Genomic DNA, 24,181 nt, shown 5'->3' on the forward strand with positions numbered 1-24,181 from the left:
GAGACGGCGGATGCGGCTCGGACTGGCGCTCGGCTACTGGGGGCGCGGCCCCGACCCCCGCCATCTCGAACTGGCCCGGCAGGCCGAACAACTGGGCTACCACTCGGTGTGGACGGCCGAATCGTGGGGCTCGGACGCATTCACCGCGCTCACCTGGATCGCCGCGCACACCTCCCGCATCCGGCTGGGCACCGCCGTCGCACAGATGGCGGCCCGCACTCCGACCGCCACCGCCATGCACGCCCTCACCCTCGACCACCTCTCCGGCGGCCGGATGCTGCTCGGTCTCGGACTGTCGGGGCCGCAGGTGGTGGAGGGCTGGTACGGCCGCCCGTTCCCCGCCTCGCCGCTCACCCTGACCCGCGAGTACGTGGATGTCGTACGGCAAGTGCTGCGCCGCCAGGCGCCCGTACGGCTGGACGGGCGCTACCACACGCATCCGTACGCCGGTCCGGACGGCACCGGCATGGGAAAGCCGTTCAAGCCGGTCACGCACCCGCTCCGGTCCGATCTGCCGGTGCTGCTGGGCGCCGAGGGGCCCAAGAACATCGCCCAGACCGCCCGGATCGCCGACGGCTGGCTCCCCCTGTACTGGTCGCCCACCCGGTCCGCGGTGTACGAGGCGGCGCTGGCCGAGGCACCGCCGGGGTTCCTGGTCGCGCCCATGGCACAGGCCCGGATCTGCGACGACATCGCCGAGGGGCTGCTGCCGGTCAAAGCGATGCTCGGCTTCTACGTGGGCGGCATGGGGCACGCCCGCCGTAACTTCCACGCGGGGCTGATGGCACGCATGGGGTACGCGGAGGCCGCGGAGCGGGTCCGGGAGCTGTTCGCCGCGGGGCTGCGCAAGGAGGCGGTGCACGCCGTGCCCGACGCCTTCGCCGACGAGATCTCCCTGGTCGGCCCCCGGGAACGGATCGCGGAGCGCCTGGAGCTGTGGCGCTCGGGGCCGGTGACCGACCTGCTGGTGACGGCACCCGATCCGGGGACGCTACGGGTGCTGGCGGAGTTGCTCTGAGGGGCGCGGGGAACTGCGCGCCCAGCCACAAGCAACCCGCAGCCTGCCGACGGCGAACAGGGGCACCCCCATAGCAAGTCCCCCGCGCAGCGCTCAGCAGCAGTCGGGGTCCAGCCCGGTGGGCAAATCGTCGCCGCCAAATACTTGAACCGTGGCGTCGTCGCCCCCCAGCGCGGCGACGGCCAGCAGCAGCGCGCCCGCCGTCCAGGTGGTCCGCTCCTCGGGCCAGACCGCCTCGTCCTCGAAGACGTACCCCGTCCAGTACATGCCGTCCTCGGCGCGCAGGTGCTGCATCCAGCGCAGGATGTCCAGCGCGTGGTCGGACTCGCCCGTCGCCCACAGGGCCAGTGCCAGCTCGGCGCTCTCGCCGCCGGTCACCCACGGGTTGGGGATCACGCACCGTACGCCGAGGCCCGGAACCACGAAGCGGTCCCAGCCCTCTTCGATGCGTTCCTTGGCGGCGGGGCCGCGCAGGGCACCGCCGAGGACGGGGTAGTACCAGTCCATGGAGTAGCGGCTCTTGTCCAGGAACCGTTCGGGGTGGCGGCGGATGGCATGGCCCAGCCACCCGGCGGCCAGCTCCCAGTCGGGCTGCGGCTCCTCGCGGTGCTCGGCCAGCGCCAGCGCGCACCGCAGGGCCTGGTAGACGGAGCAGGACCCGGTCAGCAGCGCCTCGTGGCAGGCGGTGCCGTCGGCGTCGCGCTTCCAGCCGATCTGGCCGCCGGGCTGCTGGAGCCGCAGCACGAACTCGACGGCGGCCGAGACCATCGGCCACATCCGGTCGGCGAAGGCGTCATCCCCGGTGGACAGATAGTGGTGCCATACGCCGACGGCCACGTATGCGCAGAAGTTGGTCTCGCGGGTGCGGTCGGTGGGCGCTGCTGCGTCCCCGTCGGCGTAGGCGGCGTACCAGGAGCCGTCGGGCAGCTGGTGGGTGGCCAGCCAACGGTAGGCGGCCTCGGCGCGGTCGTGCTCGCCCGCGGCGTCCAGTGCCATGGCGGCCTCGACGTGGTCCCACGGGTCGAGATGGTGCCCGCGGAACCACGGTATGGCGCCGTCCTCGCGCTGTGCGGTCAGGATGCCCTCGACGGTCAGCCGGGCCTGCGCGGCGGTCAGCACACCGGGCAGCACCAGCCGTTCGGTCCGCTCCGGGCTGGTCACTTGGCCGCCGCTGCGGGCTCGTCGGCCAGGCTGTTCGCGTCGGCTGTCCCGGCGAGGTGCGGGAGGTGCGGTTTGGTGGCGTAGGCGACGAAGCTCTTGCCGATCAGCGGGTCCAGGGCGCGTTCGGCGAGCCGGGTGGCCAGCGGGCGCTTCATGATGTCCCAGACGAGCAGCTTGTGGTAGGCGCGCACCGGCAGCGCTTTGTCGTTGTCCACGCCGAACGCGCACTTGAGCCACCAGTACGGCGCGTGAAGGCCGTGCGCGTGGTGGGTGCCGTAGGGGCGCAGCCCGGCCTCGCGCAGTTTGGCGAGGAGTTCGGTGGCACGGTAGATGCGGATGTGGCCGCCCTCGACCTCGTGGTACGCGTCGCTCAGCGTCCAGCAGACCTTCTCCGGCCCGTAGCGCGGCACGGTGACGGCGAGCCGGCCGCCCGGTCTCAGGACGCGCACCATCTCGGCGAGAACGCCCTTGTCGTCGTGGATGTGCTCCATGACCTCGGAGATGATGACGACGTCGAAGCTGTCGTCGGGGAAGGGCAGCGCGAGCGCGTCGCCCTCCATCGCGGTCGCGGTGGCGCCCTCGGGGGCCTCGCCCGCCTCGGCCATCGCCGCGAACCAGGTGGCGACCTCGCGGATCTCCTCCGCGTTCCGGTCCAGGGCGACCACGCGGGCGCCGCGCCGGTAGCACTCGAAGGCGTGCCGTCCCGCCCCGCAGCCCAGGTCGAGCACGCGATCGCCTGCGGCGAGCGGGAATCGGGAGAAGTCCACGGTCAGCACGGGGGATCAGCCTTCCACACGGTGTTCGGGAGCGGGGGTGAGAGTGAGGGGCGGCCGGTCACCGGCTGTCGGCGGCAACGCGCACCGGCTCGGCGGGCGGGCGCACCACCGGCACCGGCGAGACCGTACGGGAGGGAGCCCCCATGGCGGCGCGGTAACACTCGACCGTGCCGATCGCCGCCCTCTCCCAGGTGAACTTCCGCAGTACCCGCTCCCGCCCGGCAGCCCCGAGCCGGGCCCGCAACTCCGCATCGCCCAGCAGCCGTACCAGCCCTGCGGCCAGCGCCCCGGCGTCGCCGGGCGGCACCGCAAGACACGTCTCGCCGTCGCGCCCGGCAACCTCCGGGATGGCGCCGCCGGTGGTGGCCAGCAGCGGGGTGCCGGTCGCCATGGCCTCGGCGGCGGGCAGCGAGAAGCCCTCGTACAGCGACGGAACGCAGGCAACCTGCGCCGAGCGGACCAGCCCGGCCAGCTCGGCGTCGCTGATGCCCTTGACGAACTCGACGGCGCCGGCCAGCCCGTGCGCCTCGATCGCGTCGGCGACCGGGCCCTCCTCGGGGCGTTTGCCGACGACCACCAGATGGGCCTCGTGCCGCTCGGTACGCGCCTTGGCCAGCGCCTCGATCAGGAACACCAGGCCCTTGAGGGGGACATCGGCGCTGGAGGTGGTGACGATGCGGCCCGGCACCTCGGGCACGGCCGGGTCGGGTGCGAACAACCGGGTGTCCGCGCCGATGGGCACCACATGGATGCGTTCGTGCGCCACCCCCAGATCGTCGGCGATCTCCTGCCGGGAGGATCCGGAGACGGTGACGACCGAGGGCAGCCGGCGGGCGACGCGGCGCTGCATCCGCGTGAAGCCGTACCAGCGGCGGACCGAGGCGCTCTGCCGCCAGCCGGTGGCCGCCTCCAGCTCCAGCCGGCGGTCGACGGTGACGGGGTGGTGGATGGTGGTCACCAGCGGAGCGCCGAGGGCGCGGGGGGCGCCGAGGAGCCCGTAGCCCAGCGTCTGGTTGTCGTGGACGACATCGAACTCGCCGCGCCGCGCGGCCAGATGGCGGCGGGCGCGCAGCGAGAAGGTGAGCGGCTCGGGGAAGCCCCCGGTCCACATCGTGCCGACCTCCAGCAGGTCGATCCAGTCGCGGTACTCGTCCCGCCCGGGGGTGCGGAAGGGGTCGGGCTGGCGGTAGAGATCGAGGCTGGGCAGCCTGGTGAGGGTGAGCCGGCCGGTTGCCGCCCCGTCCGCGGGCAGTTCGTCCAGCACCGGATACGGCTGGGCGCCGATGACCTCCACGCTGTGGCCGAGGCGGGCGAGTTCCCGGGACAGATGGCGTACGTAGACACCCTGGCCGCCGCAGAAGGGGTTGCCCTTGTACGTCAGCAGCGCGATGCGCAGCGGGCGGTCGGTTACGGCCTCTGCGGTCACTCACGGCCCCCTTCGTCACTGCGTTCCGCCGGAGCGTAGCCGCTCGCGCTAACCTAGAACAAGTTTCAGGATTGACTTTCGGGAGGGACGGGTCCCGGCTCCGGTGGCGCCGCGGACTCGTGCCCGGACTCCAGAATTTACCGGCCAGTCACTTCGGGCGAGCCGCCGGAGCAGGTGATTCGCGCCACCTCGGCGGCGCCTGCAACAATGCACGGCTCCCCACAGGGCTTCAAGAACGCCACGGAACGGGACCAACAACGCGATGCCGACACCGCCGCAGCCCAAGCCCAAGCCCAGAGGCGGGACCGAACCTCTGCTGTCCCCTTCTTCGCGGCCTTCCGCGCCGTCCCCGCCGCTGACCGAGCGCCAGGAGGCCCGGCGCCGCCGCATCCTGCAGGCGAGCGCGCAACTGGCGCGCCGGGGCGGATTCGACGCGGTGCAGATGCGGGAGGTCGCCGAATCCTCGAACGTGGCGCTCGGCACTCTCTACCGCTACTTCCCCTCCAAGGTGCATCTGCTGGTCGCCACCATGCAGGACCAGTTGCAGCACATGCACGAGACGCTGCACAAGCGCCCCCCGGGGGAGACGGAGGCGGCGGCGCGGGTCGCCGAGACCCTGATGCGCGCCTTCCGGGCGCTGCAGCGGGAGCCGCAGCTGGCGGACGCGATGGTGCGCGCCCTCAACTTCGCGGACCGCTCGGTCAGCCCGGAGGTGGACACGGTCTCCCGGCTCACCACGGCGATCATCCTGGACGCGATGGGGCTGGAGGGCCCTCCCACCCCCGAACAGCTCTCGGCGGTCCGCGTCATCGAGCACACCTGGCATTCGGCACTCATCACCTGGCTCTCCGGCCGAGCCTCGATCGCCCAGGTGAAGATCGACATCGAGACGGTGTGCCAGTTGATCGACGTTACGCGGCCCTCGTCGCCGCCGCGCTGATGGTTGCCCGGCGTCGCGGCTTGGTGGGGCCCTCGCGATATTCCGGGTAGGGGTGCCCCTGCCGCGGAGGCCGCGGGCTGCCGGTGCGTCGTAGCTGGTCGCGCAGTTCCCCGTGCCCCTGACGGGGCGCGGTCCCGTCCCCCCTGCGCTGCGCTTGGGCAGTCTGCTCCCCCAGCCTCCGGCCGGGAGGTGCCCCCATGGGGGTACCCCCTGCTCGAAGAGCTTGGGGGAGCAGGGTGGGCAAGCGCAGCCCCCGTGCGGGGTACGCAAGCGGATCCGCTTACCAGGTGTTGCCCTCCCGACCAGGACCCCGCGCCTCAGGACGCGCACAGCGAGTGCCCCAACTGCGAGCACTCGTAGAAGACCTCGCGTCCGCTGCGCTTACGGGTGATCAGGCCGCATGCGCTGAGCACCTTGAGATGCTGGCTGACAGCGCCCGGCGTCATGGACAGCCGCCGCGCCAGGATGCTGGTCGTCGCGGCTTGGCTGAGGGCGACCAGGATCCGGGCGCGGGTGTGGCCGATGAGAGCGCTGAGCGCGTCCGGGGTGGGGACGACCCCCTGTGACCAGACGGTGCCGACACCGGGCGCCGGATATATCAGGTACGGCTGATACGGCTCGGCCATCACGGGTGTCTCCGGCCAGTGGAAGACGCTCGGCACGAGGATCATGCCGTCGCCGTCGAGAGGGCCGCTGCGCCGCCAGGCACGGGTACGGATCCGCAGCCGGCCCTCGGACCAGGTGATGTTCGGGTGGAGGTCGTTGAACATCGCGCCGGCGCCGTCGCGGGCCAGCTGGCGGGACCGGCGCAGCACCTCCGACTCGAACAGCCCCCGGATCTGCGGCCAGAACTCCGCCAGCGCCACTTCCCAGTACTGGCGCAGCTCGTCGGCCGCGCGGGCCACCCCGGCGGCCGGATCGGCGAGGAATTCGCGGACGGGTGGGGTGTTGACGCCGGGAACCCGGCTCGCCTCGCGGGCGGCCTCGTCCGGGTCCGCCGCAGCGACCAGCTCCAACTCGGCGTCGATGTCGGGCAGCGGGCGGGTCGGCGGCGGAGTGAGGAAGTCGGCGATGTAGGGGCCGAGCGGCACCAGTGCGAGCAGCAGCCGAAGATCGAGTCCGGCGAGCCGGGGCCGGACGGCGTGGATCCACGGCAGGTGCAGCCCGTGGCGGCCGGGGTCCTGGAGCGTACGCAGGCTCGCCACCGCCTCGGACACGGGGGAGAACGCGAACCTCAGGCGTGCGAGGTCGACGGAGGTGAAGTCGAACTCCGCATACGAGGATTCAGCCACAACTGAAACATTTACGGAGCCGGGCTCCCCTGGTCAACCATCGCTCCATGACGAAGAACCGATTCCACGAGTCCCTCACCACCGACAACGCCGCCCTCCTGCTGGTGGACCACCAGATCGGGCTGTTCACCGGCGTACGCGACATCAGCGTGGGCGAACTCACGCACAACGTCACCTGCCTGGCCAAGGCCGCGTTCCGCCTTAACCTCCCCGTCGTCGTCACCACCACCGCGGCCGACAGCATGTGGGGACCCCTCATCCCCGAACTGCAGGCCGTACTGCCGGAAGGGCTTCAGGTGATCGACCGGAGCACGGTCAACGCGTGGCACGACGACAGGGTCCGGAACGCGATCGAGGCGACCGGGCGCGACAAGATCCTCATCGCCGGGGTCTCTGTCGAGGTCTGCGCCGCGTTTCCCGCGATCTCCGCGACCGCTGAGGGTTACGGGGCGTACGTCGCCGTCGATACCTCCGGCACCTTCTCCGCGACCAAGCGGGAGACGGGTCTGCTGCGGCTTCAGCAGGCAGGGGTGATCGTGAGTGACTACGCCTCACTCGTCGTCGAGATGCTCGCCGACAACGCGGATCCGCTCGCGCCTGGCGTGTACGCGGATCTGGATATGCCGTTCGCGGCACTTGTCGGGCAGCTCGCCGCCGCGCACGGTCGCTAGGTTTTTGCGGTCAGGGGGTGCCCCTGGCTGACGTTCGCGGGCTGCGGGTTGCGTGTGGCTTGGCGCGCAGTTCCCCGCGCCCCTTACGGGGCGGGTGCGCACACGTCGCGGGAGTCCAAGAGGTCGCTGAAGAAGGTCTCCGGGCGGGCGATCAGGGCCTGTTGGCGTTCGGCTTCGGTGATCGGTACGGCGTTGAGGATCCGCACGGGGGCGGTGCCGGTCTCGATGACGGCCCGCTGCCCGACCGTCCAGGGTCCGGCCAGGAAGACGCTGTGGCAGCCGGGGAAGGTGGGGATCTCGTCGGGGAAGCCGACGATTTCTCCCCAGCCCAGCGGCTCACCCCGGGTCCAGGGGTACGCGGCCAGGTTCGCGAGGCGCATCGCGAGCTGCTGCTCGTCACCGGGAGCGAGGGGGCCGCGCCGGAAGAGGCGGAGTTCGGCGCGGCCGCCGTCCGCGTTTTCCGCACGGGGCGGCATGGCGTGGGCCGACATGCCGATCGTCGCGAACGTGGTGGTCCCGTCCGGGCCCGTCGGGTCGTAGAGCATCACGTCGAGCCGTTCGAGGGGCGGCGGGCCCTGGTCGAAGGTGATGCCGTCGCGTTCCTCCCCCCACTCGTCGCGCAGGGCACGGAAAACGTCACGGAGTATCGGGGGAGCAGACACGTCCGTGATCCTAGCCGGGCCGCTCAACGCCCCCGCCCCGACTGAGTGAAGCGGACCGGCGTGCCGGGGGCGGCCTGCGCCGCAGCGCTCAGCGCTTCGGGCGGGACGACGCCGATGACGGGGTAGCCACCGGTCGTGGGATGGTCGGCGAGGAAGATCACGGGCCGCCCTTCGGGGGGTACCTGTATCGCGCCCAACGGCATTCCCTCGCTCGCCAACTCCCCTTCCCTGGCGCGGGCGAGGGCCGGGCCCTCGGTCCGCAGCCCGATCCGGTTGCTGGCGGCGGACACCCGGTAGGTGCCGGTGACGAGCGTGCGCAGTCCCTCCGCGGTGAACCAGTCGTCCCGCGGCCCGTAGCTGACGGGCAGCACCAGTTCGCGCGGGGGCGCCGCCCAGGGCGCCGCGTCGGGAACGACGCGGCCCGCCGCGGGGAGCGGGCCCGGGGTGCCGAGCGGGAGCACATCCCCGTCGCTCAGCGGGGCCGGGCCGAGCCCGGAGAGCAGATCGGTGGCGCGGCTGCCGAGCACCGGCTCGGCGCCGACGCCGCCGGCGAAGCCCAGATAGGAGCGCACCCCATGGGTGGCGGCGCCCACGTCGAGCACCGCACCAGGACGCAGCCGCAGGGGCTGCCCCCAGGGCGCCGGCCGCCCGTCGACCGCCACCCGGCAGGGCGCCCCGGTGACCACCGCGACGGTGGGGCCCAGCGCGCGCACCGTACAGCCGTTGAGGGTGGTCTCCAGCGTCGCGGCGGTCTCGGGGTTGCCGAGCAGCAGGTTGGCGAGGCGGTGCGCGGCCAGGTCGAGCGCGCCCGAGCGGGGCACGCCCAAGTGCGCGTACCCGGGGCGGCCCAGGTCCTGGACGGTGGTGAGCGCACCAGCCCGTACGGTCTCCAGTCCGCCCTCAGTCCGCACGGCCGCTCCCTTCGGACGGTGCCCCGGCTCCGTCAGGGGCGTCCGGCGCGTCCGGCGCGTCCAGGTCGTCCAGGTCGTCCAGGTCGTCCAGGGGGACGAAACGGACTCGGGTTCCGGGTGCCAGCAGGGCGGCCGGGGTGCGGCCGGTGTCCCACAGCACCGTCTCGGGGGCCGTCCCGATCAGTTGCCAGCCGCCGGGTGACGAGCGCGGATAGACGCCGGTGTAGGTGCCCGCGAGCCCGACGGCCCCGGCCGGGACCCGGGTGCGCGGGGTAGCGCGCCGGGGCACGTGGTACTGCTCGGCGAGCCCGGTCAGATAGCCGAAGCCCGGCGCGAACCCGCAGAAGGCGACCCGGAAGTCGGTGGCCGCATGCCGACGGGCCACCTCGTCCGGCGTGACCCCCCACAGCGCGGCGACCTCGGCGAGGTCGGGACCGTCGTAGCGGACGGGTATCTCCACCGCCTCCTCGTTGCGGCCGGTCAGCGGCGGTACATGCCAGCCGGGCAGCTCGGCGGCCAGCCGCCGCGCCGCGCCGCTGTCCCCGAACTCGTCGAGCAGCACGGTCCTGGCCCCGGGCACGATCTCCCGTACCGGCGGCAGGCTGCCTGCGGCCCGACGGCGCAGCAGCTCGGCGTGGAGGGCCTCGGTCTGCTCCGCCGTCGCGAGTTCGACCAGCAGGCCCCGGGTCCCCACCGGGCGGACCACGGGCCGGATGACGGAACGGACCACGGGAGGGGCGGGGGCAGCGGTCGGGTCGGCCGGAGTGCTCATGTGAAGGCCCGGACCTGTACGCCCGCCGTGGCCAGCTCCTCGCGTACGCGGCGGGCGAGCTGGGCGGCGGCGGGGGTGTCGCCGTGTACGCACAGCGAGCGGGCGCCGGCCGGCAGCACGGTGCCGTCGGCCGCGACGATCTCGCCGTCCCGGGCCAGCCGCACCGACCGCTTGACCACCTGTTCGGGGTCGTGGAGCACGGCGCCCGGTTCGGAGCGCGGCACCAGCGTGCCGTCGGGCCGGTAGGCGCGGTCGGCGAACGCCTCCTCGACCGTGGGCAGCCCGGCCGCAGCCGCAGCCGCCAGCAGCCGGGAACCCGGCAGCCCGAGCACGGGCAGCGGTCCTCCGTCCCCGGTCGCGGCGCCGGACAGCTGGACGCCCGCCACGACGGCGGCGGCCTGCTCCGCGTCGTGCACGGCGCGGTTGTACAGGGCGCCGTGCGGTTTGACGTAGGCGACGGCGGAACCGGCCGCGCGGGCGAAGATCTCCAGGGCGCCGATCTGGTACGCCACTTCGGCGGCCAGCTCGGCGGCGGGTACGTCCATCGCCCGGCGGCCGAAGCCGGCCAGGTCCCGGTAGGAGACCTGCGCCCCGATGCGGACGCCGCGCTCGGCGGCCAGCTCGCAGACGCGGCGCATGGTGAGCGGGTCACCGGCGTGGAAGCCGCAGGCGACATTGGCACTGGTGACCGAGGCGAGCAGGGCCTCGTCGTCGGTGAGCTGCCAGCGGCCGAAGCCCTCACCGAGGTCGGCGTTAAGGTCGATCTTCCGGTCCATCAGCAGCAACGTAAGCGATTGTTGAACAATCCGGCAAGAGTCCCCGGCGACGTCGTACTTCGCGGGCGCCGTTCTCCTGCCGCCCCGGGCCCGGCCGGCGCCCGCTCACCCAAGGGAGACCACAATGACCGCCGACCCGTCCGCCGCCCTCTCGGAGCTCGCCGCCGACCGGTCGCTGCTCGGGCGCACGAGTACGGCCGAGCGTGTCGCGGCCATCCTGCGCGAGCGGATCGCCCAGGGCTCCTTCCCGCCCGGCATCCGGCTCTCCGAGGAGCGGATCTGCGGCGCCCTGGGAGTCTCCCGCAACACGCTGCGGGAGGCGTTCCGGCTGCTGACCCACGAACGACTGCTCGTCCACCGGCTCAACAGGGGCACCTTCGTCCGCGTACTGACCGATACCGACATCCGCGATATCTACCGCGTACGACGCCTGGTCGAGTGCGCCGCCGTGCGCGGGCTGGGTGAGCCGCCGTACGACGTGACGGAGGTACGGGCGGCCGTCTCGGCGGGCGAGAGGGCCGCGGCCGACGGGCAGTGGCAGGAGTGCTCCACCGCGAACATCCGCTTCCATCAGGCGCTGGCCTCGCTGGCCGGGAGCGCCCGTACGGACGAGATGATGCGCGGCGTGCTGGCCGAACTGCGGCTCGCCTTCCACATCATGGGCGACCTGCGCCGCTTCCACGACCCGTATCTGACCCGCAACCAGGAGATCGTCCGGGCCCTGGAGGCGGGCGACGCGGCGGGCGCGGAGCGGCTGCTGGACGCCTACCTGGAGGACTCGCTGCGGCAGCTGCTGGACGCCTACCCGGAGGAGACCCCCGGGGAATGAGCGTCACCGCCCAGGGTGGTGACGGTTGCACACGGGGCGGTGACGGCGGGCCGGGATTTCCGTATGAGTGAGGTGCCTCACTCTTGTCGGATCGTTCAACAATCCTCTAGCCTCCCGAGGAATTCGCTCACGGAAGGCGGACGACATGATCGTTCTCCTCGGCGTCCTCGTAGTGGTCCTCGGCTTCGCGACGCGCCGCAACCCCCTGCTCGTCGTCGGCGTGGCGGGGATCGTCACCGGACTGCTGGGCAAGCTCTCCCCCGTCGAGATCCTCAAGACCTTCGGGGAAAGCTTCGCGTCCAGCCGCTCGGTGACCATCTTCGCCATCACGCTGCCCGTCATCGGCCTGCTGGAGCGCAACGGCCTCCAGCAACAGGCCCGTACGCTCATCGGCAAGCTCGGCACCAAACTCACCACAGGGCGTTTTCTGACCCTGTATCTGCTGCTGCGGCAGGTCACCGCCGCCGTGGGGCTGCAGACCATCGGCGGGCCCGCGCAGAGCGTCCGCCCCATGATCGCGCCGATGGCGGAAGCCGCCACCGAACGCCGGAACAGCGGGCGGCCGCTGCCCGAGAAGGTCCGCGAGAAGGTCCGCTCGCACGCCGCGGGCACCGACACCGTGGGGCTGTTCTTCGGCGAGGACTGCTTCTTGGCCATCGGCTCCATCCTGCTGATCACCGGCCTGGTCAACAGCACCTACGACACACACCTGGAACCGCTGCACCTCGCGCTGTGGGCGATACCCACCGCCGTGTGCGCCTTCTTCGTCCACGGTGGCCGGCTGCTGCGGCTGGACCGCACGCTGGAGCGCGAACTGGTCACCGCGAACGCGCAGCTGGCCGTCGAGCAGGAGGACGCGCTGGACCGCAGCGCCCGTAGCGAGGAAGGCGGGGCTGCCAAGTGATCAAGTCCGAGTGGTTCTTCTGGCTCGTCGGTGCCGTCTTCCTCGCCATGGCGGCACAGATGGTCTTCGACCGCAGCAACCCCAAACGGCACGGCACCGCCGCCTTCTGGGGCCTGCTGGGCCTGTGCTTCTTCTACAGCACCTGGGTCAACGAGAAGTCCCTGCCCGCCGAGCCGCTGGGCGTCGCCGTCCTCGTCCTCATCTGCCTCGGCGGCTTCAACCTCACCGGCAAGGGCAAGCCCGACACCACCAGCGAGAGCGAACGCACCCGGCTCGCCGCCCGCTTCGGCGGCAAGCTGTTCATCCCCGCGCTGACCATTCCGCTGATCGCCATGGTGTGCGCCGTACTCGTCGACAAGTGGAAGATCGGCGGCACCCCGCTGCTGGAGGAGGGCAGCGAGACCATCCTCGGCCTCGGTCTGGGCGCCATCGTGGCACTGGGCGTGGGCATGTGGGTGCTGCGCGAACGCCGGGTGACCGTACCGCTGCACGCCGGGCGCGGACTGCTGGAGTCGATGGGCTGGGCGCTGCTGCTGCCCCAGCTGCTGGCCGTGCTGGGGGCCATCTTCCAGACGGCGGGCGTCGGCACCCAGGTACGGAAGATCACCGAGTCGGTGCTGCCCGACGGGCAGAAGCTGGCCGCCGTGGCGCTGTACTGCGTCGGCATGGCCGTCTTCACCATGATCATGGGCAACGCCTTCGCCGCCTTCCCCGTCATGACCGCCGCCGTCGGCTGGCCGGTGCTGATCGAGCAGCTGAACGGTGACCCCGCCGCCGTGCTCGCCGTCGGCATGCTCGCCGGGTTCTGCGGCACGTTGTGCACCCCGATGGCGGCCAACTTCAACCTCGTCCCCGCCGCGCTGCTCGAACTCAAGGACCAGTACGGGCCGATCAAGGCCCAGGTGCCGACCGCGGGCATCGTGCTGGGCTGCAACATCCTCATCATCTATCTCTTCGCGTTCTAGGAGTTCCGGAGTTCCGGAGCCCCGGCCCGGGGCGCCCGGCCGTCCGGCGAACGCCCCCGGCCACGATCGTCAAGTCGGAGCTGAATGCGCATGTCTTCCGTCAAGGTGCTGGTCACCGGATTCGCGCCGTTCGCCGGTGCGGAGGTCAACCCGTCCTGGCAGGCCGCCGAACTGCTCGCCGCCCGGCCCCCGGCCGGACTCGACGTCAGCGCCGCTCAACTGAGCTGCGTCTTCGGTACCGCGCTCGACGAACTGCGGACCGCGGTGGACGCCGCCGGGCCGGGGCTGGAACTGGTCGTCTGCCTGGGGCAGGCGGGCGGGCGCCCCGATCTCACCGTTGAACGCGTCGCCATCAACGTGGACGACGCGCGGATACCCGACAACGCGGGCCGGCAGCCCGTGGACGAACCCGTCGTCCCCGGCGGTCCCGCCGCGTACTTCAGCACCCTGCCGGTCAAGGCGTGCGTCGCCGCCGCCCGCGACGCCGGGATCCCCGCCTCGGTCTCGCAGACGGCCGGCACCTTCGTGTGCAACCACGTCTTCTACGGACTCGCCCACCTGCTCGCCACCGAACGGCCCGGCGTGCGGGGCGGCTTCGTCCATGTCCCGTACTCCCCGCAACAGGTGGCGGACCGCCATCCGGCACCGCCCTCGCTGTCCGTACCCGACGCGGTACGCGGCCTGGCCGCCCTGCTGACCGCCGCCGCCCACACCACCACCGATCTCCGCGAACCGGGAGGGGCAACACATTGAGCCCCCTGACAGCGCGCGCCGCGCGGTTCGCCGAGGTGGCGCTCGCCAACATCACCCGCGAGTACCCGAACGCTCCCGCCCATCTGCTCACGGGGCCCGCAGAGCTCGTTCCGCCCCGGGTGCTCCATCCCGCGTTCTACGGCGCCTACGACTGGCACTCCTCCGTCCATATGCACTGGCTGCTCCTACGGCTGCTGCGAATCCCCTGGCACGGCGAGGGGCGGGAGGGGAAACCGGGAGAGGGAGAGCTACGGGAGGGGAACCTCGGGGAGGGGGAACTGCGGGAGGGGAACCTCGGGGAGGGGGAACTGCGGGAGGCGAAGCCGCGAGAGGCTGAGCTGTGGGAGGGGGAGCCGGGGGAGGGGGAACTGCGGGAGGCGAAGCTGCGAGAGGCTGAGCTGTGGAAGGGGGAGCCGCAGGAGGCGAAGCCGCGGGAAGCGGAGCTGCGAGAGCGGCGCGCCGCGGTGGTGCGTGCGTTGCACTCCCATCTGACCCCTGAGGCCCTCGCCACCGAGACCGCCTACCTCCGTGCCCATCCCTCCTTCGAGCGGCCCTACGGCTGGGCCTGGCTGCTGGCGCTCACAAGCGAGAGCAGCGCTCTGCTTTCGGAGCATGAGGAGGAGAGGGAGCGGGCGAGGGAGCGGGAGGGAGCGGCGCTCGCGGGCGAGAGCGGTGCTCCGGTTCCAGAGCACACGGCGACGGAAGCGGCGCGCACAATCGAGAGCAGTGCTCCCATTCCGGAGCACACGGCCACCGGAACAGCGCGCACAACCGAGAGCGGTGCTCTCGAAATGGTGCGGCAGTGGCGTGCCGCGCTGGCCCCCGCAGCCGAGGCGGTCGCCGAACTGGTGCTGGCCTGGCTGCCGAAGGCGACGTACCCCGTTCGGCACGGTACGCACGCGAACAGCGCGTTCGCGCTCGGCCTTCTCCTCGACAGCGCCGAACGCGCGGGCCAGCAGCGGCTGGTGGGGCCGGTGGTGGCGAAGATCCGCGAGTGGTACGTCCCCGACCACGGCGCCGCCACCCGGTGGGAGCCGTCGGGGCAGGACTTTCTCTCCCCGCTGCTCTGCGAGGCGGACGCGGTGCGCCGGGTGCTGTCGCGGGGGGAGTTCGCCGCATGGCTGGAGCGTTTCCTGCCCGAGCTGGACAGCACCGGCGGACCGGAGTTCCTGCCGCCACCGCGGGTGTCGGACCCGGCCGACCCGCAGCTCGGGCATCTGCTCGGCCTCTGCCTGAGCCGGGCCGCGGCGCTGCGCGGTATCGCCGGTGCGCTCCCGTCCGACGACCCGCGCGTCGCCACCCTCACCACGGCGGCCGAGGCCAACCTGGCGGCGGGACTGCCGGCCACCACCTCGGGCGACTTCACCACGGACCACTGGCTCGCGACGTTCGCCACGCTCGCGCTGGGTGGCGGCATCGCCGCCTGACGGGAGGGCGGGCGGGGGCGCTGCCTGACGGGAGAGCCCGGGCGGGATTCAGCGGAGCAGGGGGCTGACTTCCTGGGCGGCGAAGCGGACGAACGCCTCCGGGTCGGGTTCGTCCGCTGTGGGCTGGAGGATGACGGTGTCGGCGCCGGCCTCCAGGGCCGCTCGGACCGCCTCCGCCACCGTCGCGGCGTCCCCTGCGACGCCGGGCCCGGTGGCGGGGTCGTGGCCCTCGCGGGCGAGTTCGGCCCGGAGCCGGGCTGCGGCGTCGGGGCCGGTGGCGGTGTTGAGGTAGTGGACGACCTGGTGGCGGTCGGTGCGTCCGGCCGCCGCACGTCCCTCGTCGATGAGCTGCCGCGCCCGGCGGATGCCCGCGAGGGAGGTGTTGGCGTCAAGCACCGTACCGTCCGCCGCCTCGCCGCTGAGCCGCAGTGAACGCGGGCCGCGCGCCCCCGCGAACACCGCCGTGTCCGCGTCAGCGGCCGATTCCGCGGCAGCGGCGGTAGTCGGATCCGCCTCGGGGGGCCGGGTGGGCGGCGGCCAGTCCAGGGCGACGCCCTCCAGCCGCACGTACCGGCCCTGGGTCGTGACCCGCTCCCCGCGCAGCAACGCCCGCATGGCGTCGAGGTGTTCGCGCAGCAGGGTGACCGGCGAGTCGGCGCGCGCTCCGACCTGGCCCATCCAGTCCTGTACGCCGTGGCCGAGCCCCACCGCGAACCGGCCGGGGAAGAGGCGGCGCAGCGTGGCCGTCTCCATGGTGGTCAGCGCTACGTTGCGCAGCGGGACGGGCAGCAGTCCGACGCCCACCCGCAGCCGTTCGCTCCAGGCCAGGGCGGCGGCGGCCGTGGCGATGCCGCTCTCCAAGAAGCAGTCCTCCCACAGCCACAGCTGCTCCAGCCCTGCCTCGTCGGCGGCGCGCACGACGCTCCGTAGCCGTTCGGGCGGCAACTGCGGCCGGAAGACGGCACCGAGGGAACCGACAGCACCAAAAGATGTCATACGACTGTTCCTACCCCGCCGCAGGCGCCCTCGGCAACGGAATACCTCCCGCCCTTTCCGGCCCGGACTCCCCCGGTCTCTCCCCCACTCGTCATTCCTCCGGTGGGAAGACCGGTTCGCCCGTCTCGGCAAGGGTGATGGTGATGGCCTCGACGGGGCAGCTCTCGGCGGCGCTCAGCACCTCTTCGCAGGGTTCGCGGTCGGGCGTGACGGGGCAGGACTGGCGGGCGGCATCCAGCCGGAACTCCTCCGGCGCGCCGCCCACGCACATCCCCGACCCGATACACAGTTCCCGGTCCACCTCGACGTGCCAACGGTCAGCCATCGGCCCTTCCCTCCTCCCACGCACCTCTCCCGGCGCAGGGTTCACGCCTCCGCGGGCAGGTGGATCATCTTGTGCTCCAGGTACTCGGCGTAGCCCTCGGGGCCGAACTCGCGGCCGATGCCGGAGTGCTTGTAGCCACCGAAGGGCCCGAGCATGTCGAGGCTGAAGGTGTTGACGGAGTACGTGCCGGTGCGGACGCGGCGGGCGACATCGATGCCGTGTTCGGTGTCGGCGGTCCATACGCTGCCGGAGAGGCCGTAGTCCGAGTCGTTGGCGATGCGGACAGCCTGCTCCTCGTCGTCGTACGGCAGCAGGCAGATGACGGGGCCGAAGATCTCCTCGCGGGCGATGCGCATGGAGTTGTCGACGTCGCCGAAGAGGGTGGGTTCTACATACCAACCGGTCGGCATTGATTCGGGCCTCCCCCCGCCCGCCAGCACCTTGGCGCCCTCCTCCTGGCCGAGGGCGATGTAGTCGAGGGAGCGGCGGCGCTGGCGTTCGGCGACCAGGGGGCCGACCTCGGTGGCGGGGTCGAGCGGGTCGCCGACGGCCAGCCCGTCGGCGGCGGCCTTGAAGCGCTCGGCGATCTCGTCGTAGTGGCTGCGCGGCGCGAGGATGCGGGTCTGGGCCACACACGCCTGGCCGTTGATCATCCAGGCGAACGGGGTGATGCCGGCGACGGCGGCGTCCAGGTCGGCGTCGGGCAGGATGACGGCGGCCGACTTGCCGCCCAGTTCCAGGGTGACCCGCGTCAGATTGCGGGAGGCCACCTCCATCACCCGCTTCCCGGCGGCCACGGAGCCGGTGAAGGACACCTTGTCGACGCCCGGGTGCCCGACGAGGTACTCGCTCACCTCGCGGTCGGCGGGGAGGATCGACAGCACGCCCGGGGGCAGCCCGGCCTCATCGGCGATCTCGGCCAGCAGATAGGCGTCCAGCGGGGTCTCCGGCGAGACCTTCAGGATTGCCGAACAGCCGGACAGCAGCGCGGGGGCCAGCTTCGCGGCGGCGGTGAACTGGGGCACGTTCCAGGGCACCACCGCCGCCACCACACCCACCGGTTCCCGGCGCACCAGCAGCGGGCCGAGCACCCCGGCCCTGCGTTCCTCGTACGGGAATTCCGCGGCGATCTTGAGCGCGGCGTCCCACACCATCGTCGCGGCGAGGGACTGGACCATGACGGCCGAGGTGTAGGGGGTGCCGTTCTGGGCGCTGATGACCTTGGCGATCTCCTCGCTGCGTACGGCGAACGCGTCCTTGATGCGGGTGACGGTCTCGATCCGTTCGGCCTGCGGGCGGTCGGCCCACACCCCGGAGTCGAAGGACTCGCGGGCGGCGCGTACGGCGCGGTCGACGTCCTCGCGTGCGGCGTGCGGGACGCGGCCGATGGGCTGCTCGGTGTGCGGGGAGACCACCTCGATGCTCCGGTCGCCGGCCGGGTCGGTGAAGGTGCCGCCGATGTAGAACTGCCGGTGGTCGGCGTAGGCGATGCCGCCGCTTCCGCCGGGGCCTTCGGGGTTGCTGGAGTTGTCCGTCATGACCGTGCCCTCCCTCTCCCGCCCGCCAGCGACAGCTGCGGGGCTGTGACGCCCGACAATTACCTGACAGCGCATCAGAACTGTTACCAGTTCTAGTTCTAGGGGACAATGCCTCTGCCGGACCGCCGTCCGGAGGCGGCGCGGCCGTCGCAACCGCGCACGGAACCGGGGGGAGCCGCCGCCCATGACGAACGGACCGCAGACCGACGACCACGGACCGCGGGCCGACGACCATGGACCGCGGGTCACCGACCACGGGGGCGGAATCTGGAGCATCCCCGTACCCATCCCGGACAACCCCCTCGGACACACCCTCGTCCATGTGATCGAGACGGACGCGGGCCCCGTGCTGGTGGACACCGGCTGGGACGACCCCACCTCCTGGCAGACCCTCACCGACGGGCTCGCCGCGTGCGGTACCTCCGTCGCGGCGCTGCACGGTGTGCTCGTCACCCACCACCACCCCGACCACCACGGCCTGTCGGCGCGGGTACGGGAGGAGTCGGGCGCCTGGATCGCCATGCATGCGGCGGACGCCGCCGTCGTCCGCCGCACCCGCAGCTCGGACCAGAGCCAGTGGCTCGGCTACCTCGCCGAGAAGCTCGCCGCCGCCGGCGCGCCGGACGCGCATACGCAACCGCTGCGCACAGCCCTCGCGGAGGGCCGGGGCCGGACGCTGCCGGGAGCGCGGGCCGCCCTGCCCGACCGGGAGATCGAGCCGAACGAACTGCTCGCCCTGCCAGGGCGGCGGCTGCGCGCCGTGTGGACCCCCGGACACACCCCGGGGCATGTGTGCCTGCACCTGGAGGAGCAGCACCCGGACCGTTCCGGCGGGGGCGGGCGGCTGTTCTCCGGCGACCATCTGCTGCCGACGATCAGCCCGCACATCGGCCTGTACGAGGACCCGGACAGCGACGAGATCACTGATCCGCTCGGCGACTACCTCGACTCCCTGGAACGGATCGCCAGGCTGCGGCCCGCCGAGGTACTGCCCGCGCACCAGTACGCGTTCACGGATGCGCAGGCCCGCGTGGACGAGCTCACCGCTCACCATGCAGAGCGGCTCACCGACCTGAGAGCACTGCTCTCGGAGCGCGACCTGACCCCCTGGCAGCTCGCCGAGACCATGCGCTGGAACCGCCCTTGGGAGGAGATCCCGTTCGGCTCCCGCAACATCGCCGTGGCCGAGGCCGAGGCCCACCTGCGCCACCTGGTCAAGCTCGGCCACGCGGAGGCCGTCCCCGCCAGCACCCCGGTCACGTACCGCGCCACCGACTGACAGCGGAAGCGGCAGCGACACCGGCAGCAACAACAACGACGGCGGCACCGGCACCGGCACCGGCACCGGCACCGGCGGACGAAGCGGGACCGGGCCGACGGAACGGCCGAGTGGGCGGTCCGGCTACAGTGGCCGACAGCCAGACAACGCCTCCGACCGGGGGAAGCCGGTGCAAATCCGACGCTGACCCGCAACCGTGAGCGGCCCGCCACACCGTCGCCGTACGTCGGCCGCGGTCGCATCCCGCGACCCGGCAGACGCGCACACGCACGGAGCAGCAGACCGCAAGCCGGAGCACCCGGGCGGAGGTGGGCTCCTGTGGCCGAACCAGGCCACCGGCCCGTCGAGGTATACGGAGCCGAGCCCGGTGCACCGCGGTGCGGGGCCGCGAACTCGCGAGTCCCGACGGCGAGGCGGCCGTGCCCGGCTGCGGTCCGCCCCCGTCACCTCCCGTCACCGAAAGGCACTCGCAATGTCACCGCGCCGCCGTCGCGCCACGGTCCTCGCCGCCGCCACCGTGCTGTGCGGGACAGCCGCACCCGTGGCATCCGCCACCCCGTCCCTGGCATCCGCCACCGCGCCCGCAGCCACCGTCGCCGCCACTCCGTCCAAGCCGTCCAAGCTCCCGGACGGGCTCTACGGGACGGCAGACCCCAAGTACGACGGCGTGTGGCGGCAGTCGATGGCGCTGCTCGCACTGGACGGCACCGGTGCCGTGCCCGCGAAGAAGGCCGTGGACTGGCTCGCCGAACAGCAGTGCGCCGACGGCTCGTTCACCGCGTACCGCGCCGACACCGGGAAGAAGTGCGACCCGGACTCAACCCCCTCCGACACCAACGCGACCGCCCTCGCCGTCCAGGCGCTCGCCGCCGTCGGCGGCCGGAGCGACGTGGTACGGGAGGCCGTGGAGTGGCTCACCTCGGTCCAGAACAAGGACGGCGGCTGGGGCAGCGCACCGCACGCCGCCTCCGACGCCAACTCCACCTCACTGGTCATCGGCGCCCTGCACGCCGTGGGCAAGGACCCGGCGAAGTCCACAGCGCAGGGCGGCGATTCCCCGTACGACGCGCTGCTGTCCTTCCAGCTCACCTGCGGCTCAAAGGGCATCGATGAGGCCCCCGGCCAGCAGGGGGCCTTCGCCTACCAGCCGGACAAGAAGGGCAGGCTCGCCCCGAACGACGACGCCACTGCCGCCGCCTCGCTCGCCGCGCTGGGCGAGGGCGCGTTGCCCGAGCCGTTGGCCAAGAACGGCAAGGATGGCAAGGCAGGCAAGGACGGCAAGGACAAGCCGGTCGAGCCGCTGAAGTGCGCCTCGGGCGGGGAGGAGAAGAGCGGCAACGGTGTCCCGGGTGGGCGTAAGGCGGCGGCCGGCGCAGGGGCCGCGTATCTGGCCGACACGCTGAAGAAGAACGGCGGCCACTTCAACTCGGTGACGACCGGCGCCGCCAAGGAGCAGCCCGACTTTGCCAACACCGCGGACGCCGTTGTCGCACTGGCCGCGGGCGGCCACCGCAAACCGGCCGAGTTCTCCCTGAACTGGCTCGCGAAGAACCTCGACAAGTGGGACAAGTCCAAGAACGACCCGGCCGCCATCAGCTCCCTCATGCTCGCCTCCCGCGCGGCAGGCGGCGACCCCACCGAGCTCGGCGGCACCGACCTCCTCTCCCGCCTCAACCACACCGGCCCGAAGCCCGCCAAGATGCCGGCCGACGACGCCGGCTCCTCGTCCTCCGAGAAGAAGGACGACGGCGCCACCATCCCCGTCTGGGCCTTCATCCTGGTCGGCCTCGCCGTCGGCGCCGGCTTCGGCATCCTGCTGAGCGGCCGCCGCAAGAGGCAGCAGCTGTGAGGGCCCGGACACGGACGGGGCCCCTGGCACGGACGGGGCCCCTGGCACGGACGGGGTCTCCGATACGAACGGGGTCTCCCCCGCCCGGAGCTGGCCGGAGAGCAGGGGGGAGGGCCATGAGTGTGTCGGCCGCCGCCCTCGCGGCGCTCGTTCTGCTCCCGGCCACCCCGGCAAGCGGGTCCGCCGTTCGGCACCCTGCTGCCGACGCGGACGGCTACCGCTACTGGTCGTTCTGGCAGCAGAAGAAGAACGGTTCCTGGTCGTACGCCACCGAGGGACCGGCCACCCAGCGCCCCGAGGACGGTGACACCCTCGGCTTCCGCTTCGCTCTGAGCGAGAACTCCCAGCAGGCCGACAAACCGCGCGGCACCGTCACCTTCGCCGACGCCTGCGCGAAGACAGCAGCCAAGGCGGACAGCAAACGGGTCGCCGTCCGCATCGACTTCGGCACCCGCACCGACGCCCCCAAGGGCGAGCCCAAATCCCCGCCCGCTCCCCATACCGGCTGCGCGCGCATACCTGAGAACGGCACCGCAGCCGACGCCCTCGCCAAGGTCGCCACCCCGCTGCGCTACAACTCCCAGGCCCTGCTGTGCGCCATCGCCCACTACCCCGCCAAGGGGTGCGGCGAGCAGGCGAAAGGCGACGGCGGAAGCAGCGACAACGGAACCGCGAAACGGGACGGGAGCGCCGGGAGCGAGGATGGCAAGGACCGCCAAGGGGACGGCATATCGACGGGGCTGGGCCTGACAGCAGGCATCGCGGCAGTGGCGATCCTCGGTGCCGCGGCACTGTGGCAGGCGCGCCGCCGAAGGCAGTAGCTGATGCACCGCTCAACATCGAGAGCACTGCTCACCAAGCGAGCGGCGGCCGGGTCCGGGGCCGCGGCAGGTTCCGGGACGGGGGCGGGGGCAGAGGCCGTGGCCGGGACCCGGGCCGGGGCGGTGCGCCGCTCTCTTCCGAGAGCACCGCTCTCGACCCGCAGCACCGCTCTGCACCCGGGCGCGTGGTGGCTCTGGGCCCTGGGCCTGGCCACCGCTGCCTCCCGCACCACCAACCCCCTTCTCCTCGCCCTGCTGATCGCGGTGGCGGGCTACGTCGTCGCCGTACGCCGCACCGACGCGCCCTGGGCCCGCTCCTACACCGCGTTCCTCAAGCTGGGCATCCTCGTACTCGCCATCCGTCTCGTGTTCGCGTTCTTCCTCGGCTCCCCCATCCCCGGCAGCCGTGTACTCGCCGAACTGCCCGAGGTGCCGCTGCCCGAGTGGGCCCGTGGCGTACGGATCGGCGGGCGCGTCACGGCGGAGGGCATGGTCTTCGCACTGTACGACGGGCTCAAACTGGGGACCCTGCTCGTCTGCGTCGGCGCCGCGAACGCGCTCGCCAACCCCGCGCGGCTGCTCAAGTCCCTGCCCGGCGCGCTCTACGAGGCGGGAGTCGCGGTGGTGGTGGCGATGACGTTCGCCCCCAACCTCGTCGCCGACGTACGACGGCTACGGGCGGCCCGCCGGCTGCGGGGACGCACCGACCGCGGGCTGCGCGGCTTCCTCCAGGTCGGACTCCCGGTGCTGGAAGGCGCGTTGGAACGCTCGGTGGCGCTCGCGGCAGCGATGGACGCGCGCGGCTACGGCCGCACGGCGCAGGTACCGGCCGCCGTACGCCGTACCACCACGGCGCTGACCCTCGGCGGACTGCTCGGTGTGTGCGCGGGAACGTACGGTCTGCTGGCTGCCGAAGGCGCGGGCTTCGGCCTGCCCGTACTGCTGGCAGGACTGGCCCTCGCCATGGCCGGACTCCGGCTGGGCGGCAAGCGGGCAGCCCGCACCCGTTACCGTCCCGACCGCTGGGGGACCCGCGCCTGGCTGGTCTCCGCGTCCGGCGCCGCCGTCGCGGCACTGATGATCGCGGCCGCCGACGCCCTTCCCGAACCACTGAACCCCCCGGCCGTACCGCTCACCGCACCCCGTCTCCCTCTCTGGCCGGCCGCCGCCGTCCTCCTCGGCCTCCTCCCCGCGGTCCTCGCCCCGGCACCGGCCCGCTCCCCAGGATCGGCCCCGTCATCGGCACCGGCACCGGCCTCGGCATCCGCACCGGCCGGTGAACCCCGGCTGCGCGCCACGGGGATCGGGAACGAGGAGAGGGAGGGCGGGCCCCGGTCCCGTTCCGCGCGGGCACTGCGGGGCCGACAGCACGACGAGGAGAGTCGCAGTGATCACCTTTGAACAGGTCACCGTCGTCCACGACGGCGCGGCGTCCCCAGCCCTCCCCGTGGTGAACGCCCACATCCCGGAGGGCGAACTGTGTCTGCTCATCGGGCCGAGCGGAGCGGGCAAGTCCACGCTGCTGGGCACCGTCCCGGGCCTGGTCCCGCACTTCACCGGCGGCACCCTGCACGGCCGGGTGACCGTGGCGGGCCGTGACACCCGTACCCACAAGCCCCGCGAACTCGCCGACATCGTGGGCACCGTGGGCCAGGACCCGCTCGCCCACTTCGTCACCGACACGGTCGAGGACGAACTGGCCTACGGCATGGAGTCGCTGGGCCTGCCCCCGGGCACCATGCGCCGCCGCGTCGAAGAGACCCTCGACCTGCTCGGTCTCAACGAACTCCGGGACCGGCCCATCTCCTCCCTCTCCGGCGGCCAGCAACAGCGCGTTGCCATCGGCTCCGTACTCACCCCGCACCCCAAGGTCCTCGTACTCGACGAACCCACCTCCGCGCTGGACCCGCCCGCCGCCGAGGAAGTGCTGGCCGTCCTCCAACGGCTGGTCCACGACCTGGGCACCACCGTCCTGATGGCCGAACACCGGCTGGAGCGCGTCGTGCAGTACGCGGACCAAGTACTGCTGCTGGCCCCGGAGTGCGAGGGGGGCGGAGGCGAGGGGTCCGGGGGCGAGGGGGCCGGAGGCG

The 24,181-nt window shown here is 72.5% G+C and carries 24 protein-coding genes and 1 pseudogene; 14 read left to right on the forward strand and 11 right to left on the reverse strand.

Going from position 1 to position 24,181, the window contains the following annotated elements; translation table 11 throughout:
- The first annotated feature begins 10 nt into the window (after positions 1–10).
- Positions 11–1,018 (forward strand): LLM class F420-dependent oxidoreductase, encoded by a 1,008-nt coding sequence (locus tag ACTWP9_RS27380; RefSeq protein ID WP_443248948.1) that lies wholly within the window; start codon positions 11–13, stop codon positions 1,016–1,018.
- 93 nt (positions 1,019–1,111) lie between these two features.
- On the opposite strand, the gene ACTWP9_RS27385 is transcribed toward ACTWP9_RS27380, so the two are convergent.
- Genes ACTWP9_RS27385 through ACTWP9_RS27395 form a run of 3 tightly spaced genes read right to left on the reverse strand, consistent with a single transcriptional unit; the run spans position 1,112 to position 4,381 of the window.
- A complete protein-coding gene (locus ACTWP9_RS27385; protein WP_443248949.1) occupies positions 1,112–2,179 on the reverse strand; it encodes a prenyltransferase/squalene oxidase repeat-containing protein in 1,068 nt (355 codons plus the stop codon).
- Positions 2,176–2,955: a methyltransferase domain-containing protein gene (locus ACTWP9_RS27390; protein WP_443248950.1), complete on the reverse strand. Its 780-nt coding sequence runs from the start codon at positions 2,953–2,955 to the stop codon at positions 2,176–2,178. The genes ACTWP9_RS27385 and ACTWP9_RS27390 overlap by 4 nt, the downstream gene beginning before the upstream one ends.
- A gap of 58 nt (positions 2,956–3,013) precedes the next feature.
- The gene (locus ACTWP9_RS27395) at positions 3,014–4,381 is read right to left on the reverse strand and encodes a glycosyltransferase family 4 protein (protein WP_443248951.1); all 1,368 of its coding nucleotides are present in this window, start codon (positions 4,379–4,381) and stop codon (positions 3,014–3,016) included.
- A 262-nt stretch (positions 4,382–4,643) separates the two neighbouring features.
- On the opposite strand from ACTWP9_RS27395, the gene ACTWP9_RS27400 reads away from it, so the two are divergent.
- Positions 4,644–5,321, forward strand: a complete 678-nt coding sequence (locus ACTWP9_RS27400) for a TetR family transcriptional regulator (protein ID WP_443248952.1) — start codon at positions 4,644–4,646, stop codon at positions 5,319–5,321.
- Between the two features lie 317 nt (positions 5,322–5,638).
- On the opposite strand, the gene ACTWP9_RS27405 is transcribed toward ACTWP9_RS27400, so the two are convergent.
- On the reverse strand, positions 5,639–6,613 hold the full coding sequence (locus tag ACTWP9_RS27405; protein WP_443248953.1) for a DUF5937 family protein: 975 nt from the start codon (positions 6,611–6,613) through the stop codon (positions 5,639–5,641).
- A 47-nt stretch (positions 6,614–6,660) separates the two neighbouring features.
- Between ACTWP9_RS27405 and ACTWP9_RS27410 the strand changes: the two genes are divergently transcribed.
- Positions 6,661–7,284, forward strand: a complete 624-nt coding sequence (locus tag ACTWP9_RS27410; RefSeq protein ID WP_443248954.1) for an isochorismatase family protein — start codon at positions 6,661–6,663, stop codon at positions 7,282–7,284.
- Between the two features lie 83 nt (positions 7,285–7,367).
- Here the strand turns inward: ACTWP9_RS27410 and ACTWP9_RS27415 are convergent, their stop codons facing one another.
- The 4 genes from ACTWP9_RS27415 to ACTWP9_RS27430 are packed head-to-tail and all read right to left on the reverse strand — an operon-like array spanning position 7,368 to position 10,405.
- On the reverse strand, positions 7,368–7,946 hold the full coding sequence (locus ACTWP9_RS27415; protein WP_443248955.1) for a suppressor of fused domain protein: 579 nt from the start codon (positions 7,944–7,946) through the stop codon (positions 7,368–7,370).
- 23 nt (positions 7,947–7,969) lie between these two features.
- Entirely contained in the window at positions 7,970–8,857 is an 888-nt protein-coding gene (locus ACTWP9_RS27420) for a biotin-dependent carboxyltransferase family protein (protein ID WP_443248956.1), read from the reverse strand.
- Positions 8,847–9,629 (reverse strand): 5-oxoprolinase subunit B family protein, encoded by a 783-nt coding sequence (locus tag ACTWP9_RS27425; protein WP_443248957.1) that lies wholly within the window; start codon positions 9,627–9,629, stop codon positions 8,847–8,849. The genes ACTWP9_RS27420 and ACTWP9_RS27425 overlap by 11 nt, the downstream gene beginning before the upstream one ends.
- A complete protein-coding gene (locus ACTWP9_RS27430; protein ID WP_443248958.1) occupies positions 9,626–10,405 on the reverse strand; it encodes a LamB/YcsF family protein in 780 nt (259 codons plus the stop codon). The genes ACTWP9_RS27425 and ACTWP9_RS27430 overlap by 4 nt, the downstream gene beginning before the upstream one ends.
- Positions 10,406–10,529: 124 nt before the next feature.
- Between ACTWP9_RS27430 and ACTWP9_RS27435 the strand changes: the two genes are divergently transcribed.
- The 6 genes and pseudogenes from ACTWP9_RS27435 to ACTWP9_RS27460 all read left to right on the forward strand — a co-directional run bounded on the left by ACTWP9_RS27435 (position 10,530) and on the right by ACTWP9_RS27460 (position 15,283).
- Positions 10,530–11,234 (forward strand): GntR family transcriptional regulator, encoded by a 705-nt coding sequence (locus ACTWP9_RS27435; RefSeq protein ID WP_443248959.1) that lies wholly within the window; start codon positions 10,530–10,532, stop codon positions 11,232–11,234.
- Positions 11,235–11,379: 145 nt separating this feature from the next.
- Complete coding sequence (locus ACTWP9_RS27440; RefSeq protein ID WP_443248960.1) at positions 11,380–12,138, forward strand: DUF969 domain-containing protein; 759 nt, start codon at positions 11,380–11,382, stop codon at positions 12,136–12,138.
- Complete coding sequence (locus tag ACTWP9_RS27445; protein ID WP_443248961.1) at positions 12,135–13,103, forward strand: DUF979 domain-containing protein; 969 nt, start codon at positions 12,135–12,137, stop codon at positions 13,101–13,103. The genes ACTWP9_RS27440 and ACTWP9_RS27445 overlap by 4 nt, the downstream gene beginning before the upstream one ends.
- Positions 13,104–13,193: 90 nt before the next feature.
- Positions 13,194–13,856: a pyroglutamyl-peptidase I gene (pcp, locus tag ACTWP9_RS27450; RefSeq protein WP_443248962.1), complete on the forward strand. Its 663-nt coding sequence runs from the start codon at positions 13,194–13,196 to the stop codon at positions 13,854–13,856.
- A 35-nt stretch (positions 13,857–13,891) separates the two neighbouring features.
- Positions 13,892–14,047 (forward strand): annotated as a pseudogene (locus tag ACTWP9_RS27455) (DUF2891 family protein); the annotation flags it as partial.
- A 252-nt stretch (positions 14,048–14,299) separates the two neighbouring features.
- The gene (locus ACTWP9_RS27460) at positions 14,300–15,283 is read left to right on the forward strand and encodes a DUF2891 family protein (RefSeq protein WP_443248981.1); all 984 of its coding nucleotides are present in this window, start codon (positions 14,300–14,302) and stop codon (positions 15,281–15,283) included.
- Positions 15,284–15,331: 48 nt separating this feature from the next.
- Here the strand turns inward: ACTWP9_RS27460 and ACTWP9_RS27465 are convergent, their stop codons facing one another.
- From ACTWP9_RS27465 to ACTWP9_RS27475, 3 genes are all read right to left on the reverse strand, one after another.
- Complete coding sequence (locus ACTWP9_RS27465) at positions 15,332–16,279, reverse strand: LLM class flavin-dependent oxidoreductase (protein ID WP_443248963.1); 948 nt, start codon at positions 16,277–16,279, stop codon at positions 15,332–15,334.
- 91 nt (positions 16,280–16,370) lie between these two features.
- Positions 16,371–16,604, reverse strand: coding sequence for a ferredoxin (locus ACTWP9_RS27470; protein ID WP_443248964.1), 234 nt, complete (start codon positions 16,602–16,604; stop codon positions 16,371–16,373).
- 41 nt (positions 16,605–16,645) lie between these two features.
- Complete coding sequence (locus tag ACTWP9_RS27475) at positions 16,646–18,142, reverse strand: aldehyde dehydrogenase (RefSeq protein WP_443248965.1); 1,497 nt, start codon at positions 18,140–18,142, stop codon at positions 16,646–16,648.
- A 184-nt stretch (positions 18,143–18,326) separates the two neighbouring features.
- Here ACTWP9_RS27475 and ACTWP9_RS27480 point away from each other — a divergent pair, with 184 nt between their 5' ends.
- The 5 genes from ACTWP9_RS27480 to ACTWP9_RS27500 all read left to right on the forward strand — a co-directional run.
- Positions 18,327–19,421 (forward strand): MBL fold metallo-hydrolase, encoded by a 1,095-nt coding sequence (locus ACTWP9_RS27480; RefSeq protein WP_443248966.1) that lies wholly within the window; start codon positions 18,327–18,329, stop codon positions 19,419–19,421.
- A gap of 472 nt (positions 19,422–19,893) precedes the next feature.
- Positions 19,894–21,270, forward strand: a complete 1,377-nt coding sequence (locus ACTWP9_RS27485) for a prenyltransferase/squalene oxidase repeat-containing protein (protein ID WP_443248967.1) — start codon at positions 19,894–19,896, stop codon at positions 21,268–21,270.
- Between the two features lie 116 nt (positions 21,271–21,386).
- Positions 21,387–22,091: an SCO2322 family protein gene (locus tag ACTWP9_RS27490; protein WP_443248968.1), complete on the forward strand. Its 705-nt coding sequence runs from the start codon at positions 21,387–21,389 to the stop codon at positions 22,089–22,091.
- Positions 22,092–22,190: 99 nt separating this feature from the next.
- Positions 22,191–23,492 (forward strand): CbiQ family ECF transporter T component, encoded by a 1,302-nt coding sequence (locus ACTWP9_RS27495; RefSeq protein WP_443248969.1) that lies wholly within the window; start codon positions 22,191–22,193, stop codon positions 23,490–23,492.
- Positions 23,479–24,181: ABC transporter ATP-binding protein (locus tag ACTWP9_RS27500; protein WP_443248970.1), on the forward strand; the 703-nt coding region annotated here is incomplete at its 3' end. The genes ACTWP9_RS27495 and ACTWP9_RS27500, both read left to right, overlap by 14 nt.

The sequence above is a fragment of the Streptomyces sp. 3N207 genome (genome assembly GCF_052246355.1).
GTDB lineage: Bacteria > Actinomycetota > Actinomycetes > Streptomycetales > Streptomycetaceae > Streptomyces.

Excerpts from the sequence above, each read along its gene's own strand:
- ACTWP9_RS27380 (WP_443248948.1), top strand. The coding sequence starts at position 11 with ATGCGGCTCGGACTGGCGCTCGGCTACTGGGGGCGCGGCCCCGACCCC.
- ACTWP9_RS27400 (WP_443248952.1), top strand. The coding sequence starts at position 4,644 with ATGCCGACACCGCCGCAGCCCAAGCCCAAGCCCAGAGGCGGGACCGAA.
- ACTWP9_RS27410 (WP_443248954.1), top strand. The coding sequence starts at position 6,661 with ATGACGAAGAACCGATTCCACGAGTCCCTCACCACCGACAACGCCGCC.
- ACTWP9_RS27425 (WP_443248957.1), bottom strand. The coding sequence starts at position 9,629 with ATGAGCACTCCGGCCGACCCGACCGCTGCCCCCGCCCCTCCCGTGGTC.
- ACTWP9_RS27430 (WP_443248958.1), bottom strand. The coding sequence starts at position 10,405 with ATGGACCGGAAGATCGACCTTAACGCCGACCTCGGTGAGGGCTTCGGC.
- ACTWP9_RS27435 (WP_443248959.1), top strand. The coding sequence starts at position 10,530 with ATGACCGCCGACCCGTCCGCCGCCCTCTCGGAGCTCGCCGCCGACCGG.
- ACTWP9_RS27440 (WP_443248960.1), top strand. The coding sequence starts at position 11,380 with ATGATCGTTCTCCTCGGCGTCCTCGTAGTGGTCCTCGGCTTCGCGACG.
- pcp (WP_443248962.1), top strand. The coding sequence starts at position 13,194 with ATGTCTTCCGTCAAGGTGCTGGTCACCGGATTCGCGCCGTTCGCCGGT.
- ACTWP9_RS27465 (WP_443248963.1), bottom strand. The coding sequence starts at position 16,279 with ATGACATCTTTTGGTGCTGTCGGTTCCCTCGGTGCCGTCTTCCGGCCG.
- ACTWP9_RS27470 (WP_443248964.1), bottom strand. The coding sequence starts at position 16,604 with ATGGCTGACCGTTGGCACGTCGAGGTGGACCGGGAACTGTGTATCGGG.
- ACTWP9_RS27475 (WP_443248965.1), bottom strand. The coding sequence starts at position 18,142 with ATGACGGACAACTCCAGCAACCCCGAAGGCCCCGGCGGAAGCGGCGGC.
- ACTWP9_RS27480 (WP_443248966.1), top strand. The coding sequence starts at position 18,327 with ATGACGAACGGACCGCAGACCGACGACCACGGACCGCGGGCCGACGAC.
- ACTWP9_RS27485 (WP_443248967.1), top strand. The coding sequence starts at position 19,894 with ATGTCACCGCGCCGCCGTCGCGCCACGGTCCTCGCCGCCGCCACCGTG.
- ACTWP9_RS27490 (WP_443248968.1), top strand. The coding sequence starts at position 21,387 with ATGAGTGTGTCGGCCGCCGCCCTCGCGGCGCTCGTTCTGCTCCCGGCC.